Source organism: Microbacterium testaceum (genome assembly GCF_001476655.1).
Classification (GTDB): domain Bacteria; phylum Actinomycetota; class Actinomycetes; order Actinomycetales; family Microbacteriaceae; genus Microbacterium; species Microbacterium testaceum_C.
Map to the genome: position 1 here is coordinate 1 of NZ_LDRT01000138.1, position 18,172 is coordinate 18,172.

Consider the following 18,172-nt stretch of genomic DNA (forward strand, 5'->3'; position numbering starts at 1 on the left):
CCCCTGCCCCCGGGTCTCTCGTGAGGGGTGAGGGGCGGGTGTCCCGGAACGACGAACGCCCCGGCCGGAGCCGGGGCGTTCGCGAGGAGAGGTGAGGTCAGCTCTTCGACTGGCCGTACGAGCCGAGCTGCTTCGTGGCCTCGACCACGCGGACGGCCATGGCCGACTCGGCGACCTTGCCCCACGCGCGCGGGTCGTACTGCTTCTTGTTGCCGACCTCGCCGTCGAGCTTGAGCACGCCCTCGTAGTTCGAGAACATGTAGCCCGCGATCGAGCGCGTGAAGGCGTACTGCGTGTCGGTGTCGATGTTCATCTTCACGACGCCGTTCGCGACCGCGAGGGCGATCTCATCATCGGTCGAGCCGCTGCCGCCGTGGAAGACGAGGTCGAGGGGCTTGGGGCCGGTGCCGAACTTCGCGGCGATGCCCTCCTGGATCTCGCCGAGCAGTTCGGGGCGGAGCTTCACGCCACCGGGCTTGTACACGCCGTGCACGTTGCCGAAGGTGAGGGCCGAGATGTAGCGACCGTTCTCGCCCAGACCGAGGCGCTCGACGGCCTTCGTCACGTCGGCGACCGTCGTGTAGAGGGCCTCGTTCGAGCCCTCGTGCTGAACGCCGTCCTCTTCGCCGCCGACCACGCCGACCTCGATCTCGAGGATGGCGTTGATGGCCTTCATGCGGGGGAGCAGCTCGGCCGCGATGTCGATGTTCTCGTCGAGGGGAACGGCCGAGCCGTCCCACATGTGCGACTGGAAGATCGGGTTGCGACCGGCCTTGACCTCTTCTTCGGAGGCCTCGAGCAGCGGCAGGACGAAGCCGGGCAGCGCGTCCTTGGGGCAGTGGTCGGTGTGCAGCGCGACCGTGATCGGGTAGTTCTTCGCGACCTCGGTGACGTACTTCGCGAAGGCGAGCGCACCGGTCGCGCGCGCCTTGACGGTGTGGCCGGCGAAGTAGTCGGCACCGCCGGTGGTGACCTGCAGGATGCCGTCGGAGCCGGCCTCAGTCAGGCCCTGGAGCACCGAGTTGATGGTCTGCGAGCTCGAGACGTTGATGGCGGGGTACGCGAAGCCGCCGGCCTTCGCGCGGTCCAGCATGTCGGCGTACTGCTCAGGGGTAGCGACGGGCATTGTGCTCCTTGTGTCGTTGCGGGGACACCGTCAGCCTAGCGAAGCCGCCGGATCGTGCCGAGGTCGAAGACGGAGGAAGTGCGGGAGTATGCGCCCGCGTTAAGAATGCCGATTCCTTCGTCGTCGGCGCGAAGAAAATGGGCGATTGTCACAACGTGCGTGGCTACAGTGGGCCTCATGGTGAGCCTGACATCCGATATGAGTCCGTTGCACCCCGATCGGAACCTGGCTCTCGAGCTGGTTCGGGCGACGGAGGCCGCGTCGATCCGCGCCGTGCCCTTCATCGGTCGTGGCGACAAGGAAGCCGCGGACGGCGCCGCCGTCGACGCGATGCGCGCGTTCTTCAGCACGGTCAACTTCGACGGCACGATCGTGATCGGCGAGGGCGAGAAGGACAACGCGCCCATGCTCTACAACGGCGAGCGGGTCGGGAGCGGTCGCGGGCCGCGGTGCGACGTCGCCGTCGACCCCATCGACGGAACCTCGCTGACCGCTGCGGGACGCCAGAACGCCCTCTCCGTCATCGCGGTGTCGGACCAGGGGACGATGCTCGACGCGTCGAGCGTCTTCTACATGGACAAGCTCGTCACCGGTCCCGCCGGTGTCGGTGTCGTCGACATCCGTCTCCCCATCGGCGAGAACATCCGCCTCCTCGCGAAAGCCCTCGGAAAGCCCGTCGACGAGATCGTCGTCTCGGTGCTGAACCGCCCGCGCCACGAGCAGTTGATCGCCGACATCCGCGCGGCCGGTGCCGGGACTCGCCTCATGAGCGACGGCGACGTCGCCGGCGGCATCAACGCGGCCCGGCACAACGCTCGGACCGACATGTGCGTCGGCATCGGCGGCAGCCCGGAGGGCATCGTCACCGCGTGCGCGATCAAGGCCCTGGGCGGCCACATTCAGGGAGTCCTGGCTCCGCGAAACGACGACGAGAAGGAGAAGGGCCGCGAGGCCGGCCTTTCGGTCGACGGCGAGGTGTACGAGGCCGATGATCTCGTGAAGGGCAAGAACACGATCTTCGTCGCCACCGGCGTGACCGATGGTCAGCTGGTGCAGGGGGTGCGCCGGGAGGGTGACTTCCTCTACACGGAGAGCGTCGTGCTCCGCGGGGCCTCGGGCACGCTGCGCCGGATCTCGTCGGAGCACCTGACCTCGAAGTGGTTGTGACGCGGTAGCGGGGTGGTGCCCGGCGGTTGGTGGCGAGGCTCGCCGAAGGGCGGGCGACGTACACCTACAGCCGGGCGTGTCGTGACGCAAGCGTGACCGGTCTCGTGGGGGTGGTCTGGCAGAATCGTGTGCAGTGTCAACGGCGACGCTGTGTTCTTCCGAGACCCGAAGGGGGATCGTCCATGGCAGCTCCGACGAACCAAGCCGCACCTCAGACAGGGGCGCACGCGGTCATCGCCGACGCCGTCGACCCTGCGCGTCGGCCCGACGTGCTGCTGCGCGTACGCCGCGACGAGGGTCACGAGGTCAGTGCCTGGTGGATGGTGGGTGCGTTCGTGGGTGTCTCCGCGGCGGTCATCAGCCTGCTGAGCTGGGTGCCCGGCGGGTCTTGAGCCCGACGTTGCCTCTGTCGGTCACCCGTCCGCTTCTCACTGAGGTTCGTCGCTGAGTCCTGCGCGGGCTCGCACATCGCCGAGGTCGGCCGCGGCGAGTCGGCGTACCTCGCTCGCCGCTTCTGCCTCGTCGGCCCGATCGTTCTGGGTCTCATCGGCGCCGGTGGGTCGCTGTGACGAGTCGATGAACTCGGGAGCGGCCCAGCGCCTCGGTGCCGTCTCGAGAGGCGCGGGTGCCGCGACCGCGTCGAGCTTGGTTTCATCGATGCCCGGGAACTTGCGTGCCGTCACCAGCACGCGCGACTCCAGCGAACCGGCGAACTTGTTGTAGCTGTCGACCGTGCGTTCGATGGCGCGCCGCAGGTCACCGGCGTGACCGGCGAGCACGCCGACACGCTCGTAGAGCTCGGTGCCGAGGGCGAACAGAGTGCGCGCCTCATCGGACACGTCCTGCTGCGTCCAGGTGAACGCGACGGTCTTCAGGACGGCCCAGAGGTTGACGGGCGAGGCGAGGGCCACCCGGCGCGAGAACGCGTAGTCCAGAAGCGTCGGGTCCTCGTCGAGGGCCGAGGCGAGAAGCGACTCGCTCGGAATGAAGCAGATGACGAATTCCGGGCTGCTCTCGAGCCCCGCCCAATAGGTCTTGCGGGCGAGTGCGTCGACGTGGGCACGGACGGCCTTCGCGTGCCGTGAGAGGAGCGTGGCGCGACGCGCGCCCTCGTCGCCCTGAGCGGTGACGGGGATGGCACTGGCCTGAAGGTAGGCGTCGAGGGGAACCTTGGCATCGACCGCCAGGGCTTTGCCGCCGGGGAGGCGGACGACCATGTCGGGGCGTCCCGCCCCGGCATCGGACGAGATCGAGGCCTGGAGATCGAAGTCGACGTACCGGGTGAGCCCGGCCGCTTCGACCACGCGACGCAACTGCGTCTCGCCCCACACGCCACGCGTGCTGCCGGAGCGCATGGCGGACGCGAGGGCCTCGGTGGTCGCGCGCAGCGCCTCGTCGGCCTCACGCGATTGGCGCAGCTGCTCGCCCAGCGCGGAGTACTGCTCGACCCGATCGCGCTCCAGGCCGTCGACCTTGCGCTGCATGGCCTCGAGCGTCTCGCGTACGGGGTCGAGGGCGCGCAGGACGGTCTGATCTCGTCGCTCCCGCTCTTCACGCGCGGCCTGATCGTTGCGGGACTGGCCGACGGCGTCGCGGTACAGCGCCATCTGGTGGTCGAGCTGGGCTTGGAGACCCGCGCGGGCGGCGTCGGACGCGGCCGCGCGCGCCGACAGCTCCGCGCGCTCGACGGCGGCTCGCGCCGCCGAGCGCGACGACCCGAGGAACCACCCGCCGGCGCCACCGAGCGCCAGGGCGAGGATCACGAGAACGAAGGCGATGGCATCCATGGGGTCAGCATGCCCCAGACCTCCGACATTGCCGGAATGACGGGCCGACGGTCAGGCGACGGCGCGCTCGGGGAGGGGGTCGACGGCGATCTGCGACACCCGGACGCCCAGGTGAGCGGCCAGGGCGTGCACGTCGTCGGCACCGGCGCGGCGGGCGCAGTCGATCGTGATCTCGGCGCAGGCGACGGCGTCCGCCAGGGCGTCATGGTGGGCGAAGGGGGAGCATCCCGCTTCCTCGGCGACGAGGGGGAGCCGGTAGGAGGGGAGGGTGTAGGTCTTCCGGGACAGCTGGACGCTGCACAGGTAGCGATAGGGCGGGCAGACGTCGCCCGTCACGGCGCACGCGCGACGCAGGACCGACATGTCGAAGCCGGCGTTGTGCGCGACCAGGACGTCCGCGCCCGCGAAAGCGGTGAGGCGGGCGAGCTGTGCGCTCCAGTCGGGGGCGTTCACGACGTGGGCGGGCTGGATGCCGTGGATGCCGACGTTGATCGGGGCGAAATGATCGTGCCCCGGCGGAGGCTTGATGAGCCACGCCGCGGTCGCGACGACGCGTCCGTCGCGGACCCGGGCCAAGCCGACCGCGCAGGCCGACGCGCCGCTGGAGTTCGCCGTCTCGAAGTCGATCGCCGTGAAGTCCAGTCCCACGGCTCCACTCTCACCCGACGCGACGGGGACCCGCCGAGGCGCGCCGAGATGCTCGGCATCCGGTGTCGTCCGCGGGTGGGAGTGGTGCGCGTACGCGACACGTCCGCACGCCGCGAGGGACACGCGCGGAGGGCGTGCGAAACCCGCAGGACGGCACGGGCGAAGCCGTGTGGGAGGCCGGGCGTAGGGTCGGAGCATGACCGATCGAGAGAAGTCGACGTCGTTCGGGCAGGCGGCCTCCGCCTATGAGTCCGGGCGTCCGGGGTACCCCTCCGCGGCCGTGGCGTGGCTCCTCGAGCCCGTGCGCGAGCCGGGTCGCGCGCTGCGCGTCGCCGACGTCGGAGCGGGAACGGGCAAGCTCACCCGCGCCGTCGTCGAGCTCGGCGCCGATGTGGTGGCGGTGGATCCGGATGCCGACATGCTCGCGACCCTGCGAGAGAACGCGCGCGGAGTACCCACGTTCGTCGGGACGGCCGAGAGCCTGCCCCTGCCCGACTCCGGCCTCGACGCTCTCGTCATGGGCCAGGCGTGGCACTGGGTCGAGGTCGAGCGTGCGTCCCTCGAGACCGCCCGAGTGCTGCGCAGCGGGGGAGTGCTCGGGCTCATCTGGAACATCCGCGACGACCGTGTCGACTGGGTGCGGCGGCTCACCGAAGCCATGGGCGGCTCGAATGCCGAGGTGCTCCTCGCCACGACCGGCCCGCGCGTCGCAGCACCCTATGGTGAGCTGGAACACCGGGAGTGGTCGTGGGAGCGTCGCATCACCCTGCCGCAGCTGCGCGACCTCGTCGTCTCGCGCAGCGACATCATCACGGCCACCCCCGAGAGGCGCGCGGCCATCGATGCCGCGGTCGACGGGGTGGTGGCATCCGTTCCCGAACTCGCTGACGGCGGCTCGGTCGCCCTGCCCTACGTGACCCACGCGTTCCGCGCGCGGCGACCCTGACGCGGTGGACGCGCTCCGGGCCGGGTAACCTGGACTCCCGTGGCTCTTACCATCGGAATCGTCGGCCTTCCCAACGTGGGAAAGTCCACCCTCTTCAACGCCCTGACCAAGAACTCGGTGCTCGCGGCGAACTACCCGTTCGCGACCATCGAGCCGAACGTCGGGGTCGTGAACCTTCCCGATGTGCGCCTGCAGCAGCTCGCCGATGTTTTCGGCAGCGAGCGGCTCGTGCCGGCTGCCGTGTCGTTCGTGGATATCGCCGGCATCGTGCGCGGCGCGAGCGAGGGCGAGGGACTCGGCAACCAGTTCCTCGCGAACATCCGTGAGGCCGATGCCATCGCCCAGGTCGTCCGCGGGTTCGCCGACGACGACGTGGTCCACGTCGACGGTGCGGTGAACCCCGCCAGCGACATGGAGACGATCAACGCCGAGTTGCAGCTCGCCGACCTCCAGACCCTCGAGAAGGCGATCACGCGCTACGAGAAGGAGGTCAAGGGCAAGAAGCTCGACCCCTCCGTCCTCGATGCCGCGAAGGCCGCACAGGACGCCCTGCAGCGCGGCGTGCTGCTCTCCGCATCCGGTCTCGACCTCTCGCCCATCCGTGAGCTGGGTCTGCTGACCGCCAAGCCCTTCATCTTCGTCTTCAACGTCGACGAGGCTGTACTCACCGACCAGGCGAAGAAGGACGAGCTGTCGGCGCTGGTGGCGCCCGCGAAGGCCGTCTTCCTGGATGCCAAGATCGAGTCCGAGCTGATCGATCTCGACCCTGAGGATGCCGCCGAGCTGCTGGCCTCCACCGGTCAGGACGAGTCGGGCCTCGACCAGCTCGCCCGCATCGGCTTCGACACGCTCGGCCTGCAGACCTACCTCACCGCCGGTCCCAAGGAGGCCCGCGCGTGGACGATCCCGCAGGGGGCGAAGGCCCCGCAGGCGGCCGGGGTCATCCACACCGACTTCGAGAAGGGCTTCATCAAGGCCGAGGTCATCTCGTTCGCCGACCTCGTCGAACTCGGCTCGGTCGCCGAGGCCCGCGCGAAGGGCAAGGCCCGTCTCGAGGGCAAGGACTACGTCATGCAGGATGGCGACGTGGTGGAGTTCCGCTTCAACAACTGAGCGCGCCCGCGCGGCACGCGCGGAGTCGACGAGAATGGCCCGGTGACCGACGACACCTCGCCATTGACACGTCGGCACTGGCGTGCGGAGCACAAGCCGGTAGTCCGGCACTGGCGGCACGGATTCTTCACGACGTTCCGACGAAACGATCCCGTCTTCGTCGTTGCCTCGTACCTTCTCATGGCCGCGTGCGCGGGAATCAGCTCAGGTGCGTTCGGCGGGAAAGGTGCTACTCGGATCACTCCCGACGATTCGGCGATCGTGATCGCCGTGAGCGCAGTCCTCATGTCGGCGGCACTGTTGGCCGTGGCGTTCCGCTCCCCGTTCACTTCGGATCGGCCGCCCCTTTCGCTCGGGGTGCGATCTTTGTGGGCTGCATGGGTGCGATGTCTGCGACCGTCGTCGTCGCGCGCGCCGAGGGCGTCCTGTCCTCGGCATTGTGGGCGAGGTTCGCTGCCATGCTCTTGTGTGCGGTCGTCGCGGCCGTGACCCTGCCCCTGTCGCTTCGGCGCCCGCCGAGCACGCGGCCAGTCGTGCGATCTGATAGTGAACGATGAGGTTGACGCCTCGCGTCAGCGACGTTGTGCGTTATATCGAGACGATGTGATCAGGTCGTTCGGGAGCAAGGCGGCTTTCCTGGATGCCAAGATCGAGTCCGAGCTGATCGACATCGAGCCGGAGGATGCCGCCGAACGTGACGCTGCTGCACTGAAGGCTGCAGCGCAGCATGCGAGACAGACGGCACGCGCCGATGCCATCGACCGATTGGTGTCTGAGTGGGGGAGTGAGCGGGGAGCTCACGATCGTCTGAGGTCGGCTTCAGTAGGGATTGAACGACTGCATCGGCTGGAGGCGGCACCGCTCCGTGAGCCGGACGAGCTCGTGCGCGTGATGCGTGTCGCACGGGTGAGCTGGTCGACGTTGAGCGTGCGGACCAACCTGAGCAGACAAGCACTCATGAAGCACTTGTAGCCCGAGTCAGTAGTGGTAGCGCGCCTGCAGGATCGTGATGTGGGTGTCGCTTGCGATGTAGACGAGGCGATTTGCTTCGTCGATGCGGCGTGACCAGGCGCCGGCGAGGGCGTGCTTGAGAGCTTCGGGCTTGCCGATTCCCTCGAACGGATCGTCGCGGAGCGTATCGGCGATCAACTGGTTGATGCGGCGCAGAGTCCTGCGATCCTGCGTCTGCCAGTAGAGGTAATCGTCCCACCCCTCGGCTGTCCAGGCGAGCTTGCGTTGGCTCACAGCTCGAGGAGGTCGTGTTCTTCGATCTCGCCGTCGCGAGCACTGGCCAGAGCGCTCAAGAGGCGACGGGCATTCTCGGGGGAGCGGAGCAGATAGCTCGTCTCGACGAGCGAGTCGTACTCGTCTTTCGACATGAGCACGGCAGAGCCGCGCTTGGAGGTGATCTCGATCTCCGTGTGGTCGAGATTGACCCGCTCGATGAGTCCGAACAGGTCGCGGCGAGCCTCGCTCGTGGTGATGGCCATGAGTCCTCCCGGAGTCGTACCAGAAATGGTACCACTTGCCGAGCATCGAGCGGCGGACCAATGTCAGACAGTTCGACGAAATATGCCGGACTCGATCTGCTTCAGCGACGGACAGCTCGCTCGGTGCCATCGCTACGCTCAGAGTCATGACGAGCGCGAGCGAGCGTGCATTCGCTGATGTGAAACGAATGGTCGATACGCACGGCTGGGCGATCAGACACGTGCTCGGTGATGGGCCGGCCGCGCCGTTCTCCTACACGGTCGGCCTCACAGCGAGAGGCTGGAATGAGATCTTGATCACCGGTCTGCCCGCGAACGTCGCTGACGTGTTCATCAGGAATGCGGTGCACGAACAGGAATCGAGCGGAGCGTTTCTACCGGGCGATCGCACGGATGCGCTCACGGAGTCCGGCTCGGTGGTGTTCGTCCGCGTTGACGATCGCCGGGTGATGACGGCGGCTGAGAGGATGCTCGGAGACTTCGAAGCGCTGCAATTGGTGTGGACGGATTCACACGGCAGATTCCCGTGGGATAGCGGTTATCGCAATCCGCCAGGCGCTCAACCGATTCTGGGCTCAGCGCATCGACCGAATCGTGGGTCGTGACGATATCGACCGCGCGAAAGTCGCGAGCGTCATTTTCTGAGAGCGTCGTTCCCCTGTGGTGGTGCTCGCCGAACGCCGTTCGTTGCTGATCGCGGACAGAACGCCCCCGGACGATACTGGCAGCATGAATCGTACGGCGGACGAACTGGCGAACGTGGCTGATCCGGTGTGGCCCGAAATGCTCCGCGCAGTGAACTCTCACGACGATGCGCGGGTCATCCCACTCCCTCGTGAACGCGGGATGCGCGTCCTCGAGGCCCTGCAGGTGACCGCGCGTTCGGCACTCGGCGCGCTCGCGCTGAATACCGGCGGGTTGGTCGTCGATCACGGCTGGTTTCGCATCTTCGGGGGAGGGGGCGAAGGGGTCCCGGACCTTGCGTCCGTGAATTCCCTTCCCGCGTCGGGGCCACCGCCCGCGCTGCTCGTCGCGCAGGATGTGCTCGGTGGGCAGTTCGCCATCGACGGGGGAGGGCTGAGGCTCAATCCCGGAGCCGTCTGCTATCTCGGCCCGGATACGTTGACGTGGGGGGACTTGGGTATCGGTCACGGTCAGTTCGTTTTCTCGGCGATCGAGGGCCACCTCGCAGAGGCATTCGCCGATCTCCGTTGGCCCGGGTGGGAGGAAGAGGTGAGTGCCCTCGCCCCCGGCCAGGGCATCACTCTCTACCCTCCGCCGTTCTCCGAGGAGGGCAGGGACATCGGGAAGGTTCATCGCCGACCGGCGCCCATGGAGGAGCTGGTTCTCTTCTACGCGGACGCCGCAGCGCAGCTGAACGAGCGGACGGACCGCGAGTGTCGAACACCCTGATGGATACCGAAGCCGCTTGGGCCGCGGAACGCGCTCTCCTGCGCCCCGATGTCCGCCATGACGAGACAGCGCTGCGCACCCTGCTCGCGCCGGACTTCCGGGAGTTCGGCCAGTCCGGACGCGCCTACGACCGCAACCAAATGATCGCGGCACTTCTCGTGTCACCCGGGGAAGACGTGCCGATCCATCTCAGCGAACAGACGACGCTCCCGCTCGGGCCGGACACCGTTCTCCTCACATACCTGCTCAGTCACGACGGCCGTCTCTCGCGGCGGTCCTCCGTCTGGCGCTGCGCCGACGGCGAGCCCCGGCTGGTCTTCCACCAGGGCACTTCCGTAGGAGGCTGAACTCAGCCCCGGGGCACCCCCACCGCCACCCGCGCCCGCCGCGCGAGCTCCGCACCGTCGACGCCCGGCCACCCGTGCAGCCCCTCCGTGTGCGATGCGGGCAGGGCCTCGACGCCCCACACCGCACCGGCGAGGGAGCCCGCGATGGCGGCGACCGTGTCGGTGTCGTTGCCGCCGCGGACGGCTCGCTCGATGGCATCCAGCGGTCCGCTCGCGCCGGCGACGGCGGCCAGCGCGCCCTGGAAGGCCCGCACGACCCAGCCGTTCGCCTCGCGGAACGCGCGCGGGTGCGTGCCGGGGTCCAGGGCCTCGTCGACCAGCGCCGCCCACCGATCACGGCGGCCGGCGGGGACGACTTCGAGCTGGCCGCGCATGTCGAGTTCGCCGGTCAGGATGCCGTGACGAATCGCCGCGCACCAGAGTGCGCACGCGTCGAGGTTGTCGTCCTCCCAATGAGTCAGCTGCGCGACGGCCGCCGCGGCGGCGGTGAGCTCGTCCGCGGGACGATCCAGATAGCCGAGGGCCACGGGGCCGGTGCGCATGAGGGAGCCGTTGCCGCCGCTGCGCCCCGTCTCGTCGTGGGTCGCGCGCGAGGCGGTGCGGATGGCATCCATCGTCGGGGGAGAAGGGATGCGGCCGAGCACGTGCCGGGTCTGGGCACCCACATCGAGCGCTGTCCGGGCCCACCCCTGCCACGCGGACACGATGCGTTCGAGAGCGGCGGGGTCGGTCAGACGGCGGCCCGCTGCGAGCTCGTCGAGCACCGGGACGGCCATGCTCGTGTCGTCGGTCCACTCGCGCTCCGCGTGACCGAAGTGGCCGCGGCCGAAGACCGGCACCACGTCGTCGGGGAGCGCGGGGCCGAACTCGTACGCCGAGCCGAGGGCATCGCCGGCCGCGGAGACGATCACGGTGCCGACGGCGCGGTCCATTCGCGCGGGGGAGAGGTGTGCCATGGCTCCAGCGTACGAGGGCGAGCGAGACGGTAGGGGGCGTTGTCCAGCCTCCCCGGATGTCCCCGGTGCTTCGTAGACTATCCGCCGTGAACGCGCCCAACCCTCGCTCGGCTTTCATCCCTCCCGGATGGGCGACGCCCTTCGCCTCCCGCAAGCGCCTGCAGCTCCTTCCCGCTGAGATGTTCAACCGCACCTTCGAGCGGGCACCCGACGAATGGCTGCACGTCGCGCCGCTGCGCCGGCCGCCGCTGATCCTCACGATCGCGTTCGCCCTCATCACGCTCATGTGCGGCTGGATCGTGTGGGGCGTGCTCACGCAGGCGGGAACCACACCGTCGATGCAGGGTCCCATGCCATACGTGATCGCTGTGATGTTCGGCATCCTGGGCCTGTTCTCGGTGCTCGTGTTCCTCAATCTCCTCGCGGCGTCGCGGAGCCGTGCGTCGTGGGGCAACCGTCAGTGCGTCGCCGTGGGACGCAGCGGGATCGCCGTGCGGTTCCAGGGCGCTGCGGTGAACATTCCGTGGAACGACGTGACGGCGATCTGGGCGACGACCACGAACGCGACGGGCGCGTCGCAAGCGCGCCTGATCAAGACGCCCGTGCTGCGGATCGAGCGTGACACGGGGGACGGCACGGAGGGCGTGGTGGGAACCTGGAACATCGCTCCGTTCGCTCTGGATGCCGCCCCGCAGGCGACGTATGCCGCGCTGCACTTCTACTGGGTGAACGTCGGTGCTCGTGGCGAGCTCGGGACCACCCTCGCGCAACAGCGAATCGACGGCTTCGCCGGTTACGCCCCGACGACGGTCGCCCCGCGGGGCTAACCCGCCAGCTGCCGTGGGTGTCCCTCGGCGCGGGGAGCCAGCTTCTCGATGAGCGGCATGTGGGCGGCGGGAACCGCCCATCGGCCGTGCAGCACCGCGAAGACACCGAGGGCGATGAAACCGGTGAGCAGCTTGTCGGTGATCGAGGTCACGATGTTCGTGGAGAACACCGACACGAGGAACGGCAGCCGGGTGGCCTCCAACGACAGCACCGCGAGTTCCGAGGTGTGACCGTCTCCGCCGTGGAACATCGCGACCACGATCGGGGTCGCGACGAGCGAGCACGCGAGCGCGGCGGCGAGGTTCAACGTGACGAAGCCGGTGAGCCGCGCCCCCAGCCGGAAGCGTCGGACACCGTAGCCCCAGACGAGCGCGCCGACGACATTGACGGGCGTGAACGGAATCGTCGAGGGGTCTCCCGTCAGGAATCCGAGACCGTTGGAGGCAACCGCCACGGCAACCCCGGACCAGGGGCCGAGCACCAGGGCCGCGACGGCGGTCCCGATCATGTCGAGGTACACCGACAGCTTGAAGACGTGGACCGTGAAAAGGCCGAGCAGATTCACGGTGACGCAGGCGATGAGCAGGGCGGCGACGGACGCCGGATGCCATGAGCGAACGGGCACGGGCGCGGGGAGGGGGGACGTGACGGCCGGCGCAGGACCGCTCCCCCGGGAGCGGGCGGATGCTTCGGAGGCTCGGCGCGCCGAGCGGCACCGGCGCACCCACTCGTCGGCCGCGTCGTCGTCCGCCCCGAGCGCGCGCACGACGTCCCTCACGAGCATCGGATCCATGCGTGCCCGTCCGGCTTGGAAGACGTTGTAGACGGTGGAACGTGCGGGCACCGCCGCCGCCGCGGACAGACCTCGGCCGAGGCGCAGTTCGGTGATCCGTCGAACGAGTTCGGCGTAGGACACCGGGCCGGCTTCGTCGCGCAGGGCGCGGAGGTCGGCCGCGATCCGATCGAAGGAGTCCTCCCCGCTCGTCCGCTTGGCCGCGTCGTCCCCCGTCATCTCCATATGCCATTTATCCCATATGGCCGCACGAGAATCCGTCGCGGCCGCGGGTCGATCAGCGGCCGAGCTCGCTCGGATGCGTCAGTCGCCACCAGAGAGTCGGCTCCTCGATCGCCCCGGAGATCTTCACGTCCGACGAGGCGGTGTTCGAGCCGGCCGTCCACGTGATCGTGCCGACCTTCTCCCCGTCGGCGTACTTCTCCGGTGTCGTCGTGTCCAGCTGTGTGGTCACCGCGGTGTCGGACCACGTCATGATCGAGGCGTTCTGACCGACGACGACCTTGGCGGATGATCCCCACGGGGTCGTGATCTTGCCGATCTCGGCGCCGCTCGTCCCCACCTGGATGGTGTGGAAGCCGTCACGGATGCTCTCGAGAAGCGCGACGACGTCCTGATTCGCGCTCGCTCGGGTTTCGCCACCGAGGCGGATGCCGAGGATGTGCAGCGGCGCACCGATGCCGACGTCGAGAACCGAGGTGAAGAGCAGGTTGAAGGTTCCGTCGCCCAGGTTGCCCGTCTTCAACCCCGTGATCCCCGAGGTTCCGAGGAGGACGTTCGTGTTCTCGATGTTCCCGGGTCCCGCGGGCAGGTTGACCCACGGGGTGGCCGCGATGGCGGCGATCGCGGGGTTCGCCGCGGCCAACTTCCCGAGGGCGATGAGGTCGCTCGGCGTGCTGGTGTTGCGATCGTCGATGCCGGTGGCATCCACGATCCGTGTCGCGTTCAGACCGTTCCTGCTGAGCCACGACCGTGCGGCGTCGACGTAGGCGCCCTCCGAGCCATACGCCCACCGCGCGATCGCGACGGCGTAGTTGCTCGCGGACGGGAGAAGCATCGTGGCCAGGGCATCGTGCAGGGACAGCTTCGCTCCGTCGGGCATGCGCGCGATCGTCGCGCCGCGGACGTAGTACTGGTCGTAGAGATCGGTGTCGGCTTCGGTGAAGGCGATCGTCGGACCGGGATCGTTCGCGTCGGAGAGCGGGTGCGCATCGAGCACGACGAGTGCGGTGACGAGCTTGGAGATACTGGCGATCGGCCGCGCATCGTCACCGCCAGAGGACCAGGTCGTGGGATCCGTCCCGAGGTAGTCCCCGCCGCCCTGCACCTCGACCAGGACCGACCCGGAGCTCGGGAGCGTGACCGCCGCGGCCGCCCCCGGGGCGACGCTCGGCGCGTACGACGTGACCGTGGGCGGGCCGACGGGGGTCGACGAGGCCCACCAGACATAGCCCCCGCCGCCGCCGAAGACGAGCAGCAGAACGACCAGGAACACGATCAGGACGACGCGCCCGCCTCGCCCGGCGGGGCGTTCCACGTTCTCCGCCGACTCGAGGAGATCGCCGAAGGGATTGCCTTCGCTCACAGGTCGCTGAAGTCGTTCGCCGGGACGTGGACGGATGCCACGGTGTCTCCGCTCATCTCGAGCGAGATGAACTCTTTGCCGACGCGCCCCGACTCCTGCAGCGATGACGTGCCCGGCACCTCGCGGACGTCGAGTCTCAGTTCGTCGCCGTACCCGGCGACCGCCCCTGCCGCGAGGGCCTCGGCTCGCGTGGAGCCCACGCCGATGCCCTGCGCCGTGCGTACCGGGTGGCCGTTCACCTCGGCCGCGGTGACCGAGAGCCAACCCGGCCCGTCGGGGGGAGTGAGGAACCGCAGCCCGGGCCACTCGTGGGCGACCACGCCGGTGTCCCACCCCGTCGGAGCCAGGACGTTCGAGGTCGTCGGGTCGCCTCCCAGCGCGGAACGCCAGTCGTCGACGGCGGTCGCGCGGTAGTCCAGCGGGTCCTGGGCGGTGCCTCCCTCGACCGTGGCGTGATCGAGTGTCAGCACGATGACCGACGCCGTGGAAACGACTTCGACCGCGGGAAGCGACGGCGCGGAGGTCTTCGGGACCGTCGCCACGTCGGCGAGGCCGAGCGAGCTGGACGCCGAGCTGCACGAGCCGAGGGCGGACATCAGCGCGAGCAGAGCGATGCTGCCGGCGAGAGCGGGTCGGGAGGGACGCACGCTCTCGAACTTAGCGGTGCGGCGGTGCGTGTTCCCTACTCGATCCGGAAATTCAACCCCCCTGAGGTGTGACACCGTGCGACATACCGTGGACGAATCGGGAAGGACCCGAGCATGACGCGGGAGGAGCCGACATGGGACTCGACGACAAGATCAAGAACGCCGCTGAAGACCTCACCGGCAAGGCGAAGGAAGCCTGGGGCAAGGCCACGGACAACGAGCGACTCGAAGCCGAGGGCCAGGCCGAGCAGAGCAAGGCCAACGTCAAGAAGGCCGGCGAGAACGTCAAGGATGCCTTCAAGTAAGTCGCCCTCCCCGAATGCCCCGACCGTGATGGTCGGGGCATTCGTCGTTTCCCCCGCGATAATGGCGAGATGACCGATGCTGTTCCCACCGAGACCCCCACGCCGGTCTCGGGTACCCCCGTCGTCCTGCGCGCCCACGGCTACGAAGCCGCGATCGCGAGCGTCGGCGCCTCCCTGCGCTCCCTGACGTTCGAGGGGCGCGATCTCGTCGTCCCCTTCGGCGTCGACGAACTGCGCCCCGCCTACCGGGGGACGACCCTCGCCCCCTGGCCCAACCGCGTTGTCGACGGCATCCACCGCTTCGGTGGCGGAGAACACCACCTCGCGCTCACCGAGCCCGACCGCGCGCACGCGCTGCACGGGCTCCTGTCCTGGGTGAGCTGGAACATCCTCGAAGCGACCGACGACGCGGCCACTCTCACGGCGACCGTTCCCGCTCAGGCGGGGTACCCCTGGTGGCTCGTCGTCTCGACGACGTACCGATTGGATGCCGAAGGCCTCACGCAGACGGTCCGGGTGACGAACCTCGCGGACACGCCGGCCCCGTGGGGAACCGGTCCGCACCCGTATCTCGTCGCGGGTCCCGCCACGCTCGACGAGTGGACCCTGGAGCTGCCCGCCGACACCGTGTTGGAGGTGACGCCGGATCGTCTCGCACCGGTGGCGACGGCATCCGTCACTGTCGACGCGGATCGATTCGACTTCCGCGTACCTCGCGTGCTGGGCGCGGTCGAGATCGATCACGCGTACACCGGCCTGATCCGGGATGCCGGCGCTCGCGCGACCGTGACGCTCACCGACCCGTCGGGAACGGGCGTGGCGATGTCCTGGGACGAGTCCTGCCCGTGGGTGCAGATCCACACCGCTGACCTTCCGGCGGGCCCCGGAACTCCCGGACACCGCGCCGGACTTGCCGTCGAACCCATGACCTGCGCCCCGGATGCGTTCAACGACGACGCCTACGACTACGACACCGGGGTGATCGCCCTGGCTCCGGGCGCCTCGCACGAGGCCGGGTGGACGATCTCGGCGCGCTGAGCGGTGCTCTCACGAAGAACCGCCCCGACGCTCAAGCACCGGGGCGGTTCTTCGTGCGTGTCAGACGACCTGCGTGCCGCACATGCCGCAGTCTCCGCCCGCCGAGACCTCGACGAAGCAGTCGGGGCACATGGTCCGCATCGGGCGATCGGTGACCGCGACGGCCTTCGGGGTGCTGGGGCGACGCTCGGCCCGCGGCGCGGCGCTGCGTGCCCTCTTGACCTCGACGGGTGCCGGCGGCGGGGGAGCGACGGCGGGCTTGTGCGTCTCGCAGTAGAACCGCACGAAACCACCGTGGTGCTTCGGGTGGCGGTGCTTGACCGCCCAGAGCTCGGTGCGTTCGATCAGCGCGCCGTCCGTGCCGCATGCCACACAGCGCGTGGGCTCGCCGGGAACCACGTCGGCGACGAGGACCGGAACCTCGAAGGCGATGGCATCCCTCCAGTCGGAGGAGGAGACGATCTTCATGGGGGACCCTTCCGGAGGCGGTTCGGGCCGCCTCCCTCTCAACGGTACGCCCCGCCCGGGCGTGCTGCGACGGTTTCTCCGCCCCAAGGGGGTGGACACCGCCTCCAGGGCGGCCGATAGGTTGGAAGGAATTCCCCCGTACCGCCTCGCGCGGTGCCTGTCGAAGGAGAACCATGGAAATTGCTGCTCTGGGGGCGATCGGCATCGTCGTGGTCATCGCACTCGTCGTCGTCATCGTCGTCTTCCTGATCATCGCGGGGCTCATCCGCGGCTGGTACCGCGTCGCCAAGGCCGATGAAGCCCTGGTGATCGTCGGTAAGCGTCAGAGGGGTGCGGACGGCGAATCGTCCCGCATCACCGTGATCACCGGCGGCGGCGCGATCGTCAACCCGCTCACGCAGCGCGGCGAGATGATCTCGCTGCGGGCTCGCCAGATCAAGATGGAGCCGACCGCGCAGTCGTCCAACGGCGTCACCGTGAACGTCAGCGGTGTCGCGCTCGTGAAGATCGGCTCCGACCCCGAGTCGGTGCGCCGCGCGGCCGAGCGCTTCGCCTCGCAGGACAAGGCCATCGAGCAGTTCACGACCGAGCAGCTCGAGGGCGCCCTCCGCGGAGTCGTCGCGACGCTGACCGTCGAGGAGCTCATGCGCGACCGGCAGCGCCTCTCGGACCAGATCGCCGAGGGGATCAAGGGAGATCTCTCGTCGCAGGGTCTGATCCTCGACTCGTTCCAGATCCAGGGCGTCACCGACGGCAACGGGTACATCGCCGCCCTCGGCGCGACCGAGGTCGAGCGCGTCAAGCGTGAGGCGGAGGTCGCCCGCATCAACGCGGTCCGCGAGATCCGCGCGCGCCAGATCGCCACCGACGAGGCGAACCTGATCGAGCAGACGAAGCTCGACAAGAACAGCGCCGCGGCCAAGGCCGAGGTCGGCCGCGCGAACGCCGAGGCCGAGCAGGCGGAGGCGCTGACGCGCGCTGAGCGCCGCCAGGCCGTGCTGCAGCAGGAGGCGCAGAACACGCAGGCGCGCCTGGAGTCCGAGGTCGCCCGCGTGGCCGACGCCGACCTGTACCAACGCCAGAAGGATGCCGACGCCGAGGCGTACGCGCAGATCAAGGCGGCCGAGGCTCGCGCGCAGATCGCCGAGCAGGAAGCCGCCGCCGTGCGGGTTCGCGCCGAAGCCGACGCGCAGGCCGTGCGCCTCGCCGGTGAGGCGCGCGCCGAAGCCATTCGCGCCGAGGCCGAGGCCCTCTCGCACAACCAGGAGGCGTTGCTCGCGCAGCGGGCCCTCGAGTCGCTCGTGCCGATGATGGCGGAGTTCGCCAAGGGCTACGACCGCGTCGGCAACATCACCGTGCTCGGCGGCGAGGGAGCCAGCGGCCACCTCGCGACCGAGTCGGCGACGGGCCTGCGGTCATCGTTCGAGGCGGTGCGTGCGGCGACCGGCATCGATCTGACGCAGATCATCCAGGGCCGCGCGGTCGCGGACGCGTTCGCGACCGCGCGGCCCTGGA

At 69.1% G+C, this 18,172-nt stretch carries 22 protein-coding genes; 12 read left to right on the plus strand and 10 right to left on the minus strand.

The features are described from left to right. Positions 1–97 precede the first annotated feature (97 nt). Positions 98–1,126, minus strand: a complete 1,029-nt coding sequence (gene fbaA, locus NS220_RS16085) for a class II fructose-bisphosphate aldolase (protein WP_058625031.1) — start codon at positions 1,124–1,126, stop codon at positions 98–100. Positions 1,127–1,303: 177 nt separating this feature from the next. On the opposite strand from fbaA, the gene glpX reads away from it, so the two are divergent. Together glpX and NS220_RS16095 are read left to right on the plus strand one after the other, a co-directional pair. Beyond that, positions 1,304–2,293: a class II fructose-bisphosphatase gene (gene glpX, locus NS220_RS16090; RefSeq protein WP_058625049.1), complete on the plus strand. Its 990-nt coding sequence runs from the start codon at positions 1,304–1,306 to the stop codon at positions 2,291–2,293. Between the two features lie 182 nt (positions 2,294–2,475). After that, entirely contained in the window at positions 2,476–2,685 is a 210-nt protein-coding gene (locus NS220_RS16095; protein ID WP_058625032.1) for a hypothetical protein, read from the plus strand. Positions 2,686–2,721: 36 nt separating this feature from the next. Here the strand turns inward: NS220_RS16095 and NS220_RS16100 are convergent, their stop codons facing one another. Beyond that, positions 2,722–4,080 carry a DNA recombination protein RmuC gene (locus tag NS220_RS16100; protein ID WP_058625033.1) on the minus strand — a complete coding sequence of 453 codons (1,359 nt, stop codon included), beginning with the start codon at positions 4,078–4,080 and terminating at the stop codon, positions 2,722–2,724. Between the two features lie 51 nt (positions 4,081–4,131). After that, positions 4,132–4,728, minus strand: a complete 597-nt coding sequence (locus NS220_RS16105) for a 3'-5' exonuclease (RefSeq protein WP_058625034.1) — start codon at positions 4,726–4,728, stop codon at positions 4,132–4,134. Positions 4,729–4,924: 196 nt separating this feature from the next. On the opposite strand from NS220_RS16105, the gene NS220_RS16110 reads away from it, so the two are divergent. The 3 genes from NS220_RS16110 to NS220_RS16120 all read left to right on the plus strand — a co-directional run bounded on the left by NS220_RS16110 (position 4,925) and on the right by NS220_RS16120 (position 7,759). Beyond that, positions 4,925–5,674, plus strand: a complete 750-nt coding sequence (locus tag NS220_RS16110) for a class I SAM-dependent methyltransferase (protein ID WP_058625035.1) — start codon at positions 4,925–4,927, stop codon at positions 5,672–5,674. Between the two features lie 39 nt (positions 5,675–5,713). Then, positions 5,714–6,787, plus strand: coding sequence for a redox-regulated ATPase YchF (gene ychF / locus NS220_RS16115; RefSeq protein WP_058625036.1), 1,074 nt, complete (start codon positions 5,714–5,716; stop codon positions 6,785–6,787). A gap of 546 nt (positions 6,788–7,333) precedes the next feature. Further along, positions 7,334–7,759, plus strand: a complete 426-nt coding sequence (locus NS220_RS16120) for a hypothetical protein (RefSeq protein WP_153004334.1) — start codon at positions 7,334–7,336, stop codon at positions 7,757–7,759. Positions 7,760–7,765: 6 nt separating this feature from the next. On the opposite strand, the gene NS220_RS16125 is transcribed toward NS220_RS16120, so the two are convergent. Continuing rightward, positions 7,766–8,032, minus strand: coding sequence for a Txe/YoeB family addiction module toxin (locus NS220_RS16125; protein WP_058625038.1), 267 nt, complete (start codon positions 8,030–8,032; stop codon positions 7,766–7,768). Further along, positions 8,029–8,277: a type II toxin-antitoxin system Phd/YefM family antitoxin gene (locus tag NS220_RS16130; RefSeq protein WP_058625039.1), complete on the minus strand. Its 249-nt coding sequence runs from the start codon at positions 8,275–8,277 to the stop codon at positions 8,029–8,031. Before NS220_RS16130 ends, NS220_RS16125 begins: the two co-directional genes overlap by 4 nt. Before the next feature lie 146 nt (positions 8,278–8,423). Between NS220_RS16130 and NS220_RS19430 the strand changes: the two genes are divergently transcribed. From NS220_RS19430 to NS220_RS16140, 3 genes are all read left to right on the plus strand, one after another. Further along, positions 8,424–8,882 (plus strand): DUF4262 domain-containing protein, encoded by a 459-nt coding sequence (locus NS220_RS19430; RefSeq protein WP_081323231.1) that lies wholly within the window; start codon positions 8,424–8,426, stop codon positions 8,880–8,882. 61 nt (positions 8,883–8,943) lie between these two features. Then, complete coding sequence (locus NS220_RS16135) at positions 8,944–9,690, plus strand: DUF2625 family protein (protein WP_153004335.1); 747 nt, start codon at positions 8,944–8,946, stop codon at positions 9,688–9,690. Beyond that, positions 9,690–10,037: a nuclear transport factor 2 family protein gene (locus tag NS220_RS16140; RefSeq protein ID WP_058625041.1), complete on the plus strand. Its 348-nt coding sequence runs from the start codon at positions 9,690–9,692 to the stop codon at positions 10,035–10,037. Before NS220_RS16135 ends, NS220_RS16140 begins: the two co-directional genes overlap by 1 nt. A gap of 2 nt (positions 10,038–10,039) precedes the next feature. On the opposite strand, the gene NS220_RS16145 is transcribed toward NS220_RS16140, so the two are convergent. Next, positions 10,040–10,993, minus strand: a complete 954-nt coding sequence (locus tag NS220_RS16145; protein WP_081323233.1) for an ADP-ribosylglycohydrolase family protein — start codon at positions 10,991–10,993, stop codon at positions 10,040–10,042. An 86-nt stretch (positions 10,994–11,079) separates the two neighbouring features. On the opposite strand from NS220_RS16145, the gene NS220_RS16150 reads away from it, so the two are divergent. Further along, entirely contained in the window at positions 11,080–11,820 is a 741-nt protein-coding gene (locus NS220_RS16150; protein ID WP_058625043.1) for a hypothetical protein, read from the plus strand. Here NS220_RS16150 and NS220_RS16155 read toward each other — a convergent pair. From NS220_RS16155 to NS220_RS16165, 3 genes are read right to left on the minus strand one after another with little or no spacing between them, the layout of a single operon-like run. After that, positions 11,817–12,833 (minus strand): ECF transporter S component, encoded by a 1,017-nt coding sequence (locus NS220_RS16155; protein ID WP_153004336.1) that lies wholly within the window; start codon positions 12,831–12,833, stop codon positions 11,817–11,819. The genes NS220_RS16150 and NS220_RS16155 overlap by 4 nt on opposite strands. Positions 12,834–12,891: 58 nt before the next feature. Then, a complete protein-coding gene (locus tag NS220_RS16160; protein ID WP_242864651.1) occupies positions 12,892–14,199 on the minus strand; it encodes a D-alanyl-D-alanine carboxypeptidase family protein in 1,308 nt (435 codons plus the stop codon). Next, positions 14,196–14,846: a hypothetical protein gene (locus tag NS220_RS16165; protein WP_058625045.1), complete on the minus strand. Its 651-nt coding sequence runs from the start codon at positions 14,844–14,846 to the stop codon at positions 14,196–14,198. Before NS220_RS16165 ends, NS220_RS16160 begins: the two co-directional genes overlap by 4 nt. Positions 14,847–14,980: 134 nt before the next feature. On the opposite strand from NS220_RS16165, the gene NS220_RS16170 reads away from it, so the two are divergent. Both NS220_RS16170 and NS220_RS16175 read left to right on the plus strand, forming a co-directional pair. Continuing rightward, positions 14,981–15,151 carry a CsbD family protein gene (locus tag NS220_RS16170; protein ID WP_013586135.1) on the plus strand — a complete coding sequence of 57 codons (171 nt, stop codon included), beginning with the start codon at positions 14,981–14,983 and terminating at the stop codon, positions 15,149–15,151. A gap of 69 nt (positions 15,152–15,220) precedes the next feature. Further along, positions 15,221–16,189 (plus strand): aldose 1-epimerase family protein, encoded by a 969-nt coding sequence (locus tag NS220_RS16175; RefSeq protein WP_058625046.1) that lies wholly within the window; start codon positions 15,221–15,223, stop codon positions 16,187–16,189. A gap of 60 nt (positions 16,190–16,249) precedes the next feature. Here the strand turns inward: NS220_RS16175 and NS220_RS16180 are convergent, their stop codons facing one another. Next, positions 16,250–16,657, minus strand: a complete 408-nt coding sequence (locus NS220_RS16180) for a hypothetical protein (protein WP_058625047.1) — start codon at positions 16,655–16,657, stop codon at positions 16,250–16,252. Positions 16,658–16,830: 173 nt separating this feature from the next. Here NS220_RS16180 and NS220_RS16185 point away from each other — a divergent pair. Further along, positions 16,831–18,172: flotillin family protein (locus tag NS220_RS16185; protein ID WP_058625048.1), on the plus strand; the 1,342-nt coding region annotated here is incomplete at its 3' end.